3 protein-coding genes are annotated in these 1,027 nt (G+C 61.5%); 2 read left to right on the top strand and 1 reads right to left on the bottom strand.

Annotated elements, in window-relative coordinates; genetic code table 11:
• Together ASU03_RS21210 and ASU03_RS21205 are read left to right on the top strand one after the other, a co-directional pair.
• Nucleotides 1-305, top strand: a 305-nt coding sequence (locus tag ASU03_RS21210; protein WP_197411292.1) for an N-acetylmuramoyl-L-alanine amidase, incomplete at its 5' end; no start/stop codon positions are given.
• Between the two features lie 57 nt (nucleotides 306-362).
• Nucleotides 363-590: an N-acetylmuramoyl-L-alanine amidase gene (locus ASU03_RS21205; RefSeq protein WP_197411291.1), complete on the top strand. Its 228-nt coding sequence runs from the start codon at nucleotides 363-365 to the stop codon at nucleotides 588-590.
• On the opposite strand, the gene ASU03_RS18740 is transcribed toward ASU03_RS21205, so the two are convergent.
• Nucleotides 587-952 (bottom strand): hypothetical protein, encoded by a 366-nt coding sequence (locus ASU03_RS18740; protein WP_057833265.1) that lies wholly within the window; start codon nucleotides 950-952, stop codon nucleotides 587-589. The genes ASU03_RS21205 and ASU03_RS18740 overlap by 4 nt on opposite strands.
• Between the last annotated feature and the right edge of the window lie 75 nt (nucleotides 953-1,027).

Genomic DNA, 1,027 nt, shown 5'->3' with positions numbered 1-1,027 from the left:
TACGCAACGATGATTTCTTCGTACCGCTGCGCAAACGGGTGGAGATTGCCCGGCGCTACAAGGCCGATATGTTTATCTCGGTCCACGCAGATGCGGCACCACGGCTGACGGCATCGGGGGCTTCGGTGTATGCCTTGTCCGAAGGCGGTGCCACTTCGGCAACGGCGCGCTTCATGGCACAGCGGGAAAACGGCGCCGACCTGATGGGCGCCACCAGCCTGCTCAACCTCAAGGACAAGGACCCGACTCTCGCCCGGCTCATCCTCGATATGGCGCTAAGCGCAAACCTGGCCGCCAGCCTGTAATGGGGCAAGAAGGGACTGGGAAGCCGGGCGGGCATAACCACGTGGCATCAAAAGCGGGTGGAGCAGGCGGGGTTCGTGGTCCTCAAGTCGTGGGACGTGCTGTCATCCCTGGTGGAAACCGGCTTTATCTCCAATGTCCGATACAGCCAGCGGCTGGTCACTCCGAGTCATAAACAGACAATCGCGGATTGCATGTTTGAAGTGTTGCAGCGCTACTTCCAGAAAAACCCACCGATCAACAGCTACATGGCCTGGGCCCAGCAGCAGAAGAACGGCCAGGCCTAGCAGCCGGTGATGCGGCTACACGTGAACTTGGCGCTGGCGCCGCCGGAGCTGGAAAACCGGTTGATCGTGGTCCAGCCCACGCGCCGCGTGTAGCCAACCCATGCCTCACCATCGGAGGCCAGCCCGGTAAAAAACGTCAACTGGCCATAACGGCTGTTGGTCTGGGCCCAGTAGCGCTTGCCGATTACCTCGAACCCTCGCAAATAGGTGGTGCTGCCCACGGTGGCGACGCTGTACGCGTTGCCCTGGGCATCGACGCAGGCCAACAGGGTGGCGCTGCGAGTGCAGGTGGCCAATTGGCTCGGCACTTGCGCGCCGGCCTGACTCGCGACCAGCAGCACGCCGCACAACAGGTATTTCATAAGGCTTCTCGGGGCATGGACGGGCTCAAGGATTGCGCCCTTCGTCGCGTCAGGCAAGCGGGGATTAGCTTATTT

Origin of the sequence: Colwellia sp. TT2012 (assembly GCF_001440345.1) — a bacterium.
Classification (GTDB): Bacteria; Pseudomonadota; Gammaproteobacteria; order Enterobacterales; family Alteromonadaceae; genus Colwellia.
The sequence above is the reverse complement of the archived record's forward strand: the minus strand, read 5'-3'. Positions and strand labels throughout refer to the sequence as shown.

Coding starts and splice junctions, on each gene's coding strand:
- ASU03_RS18740 (WP_057833265.1), bottom strand. CDS start 952: ATGAAATACCTGTTGTGCGGCGTGCTGCTGGTCGCGAGTCAGGCCGGC.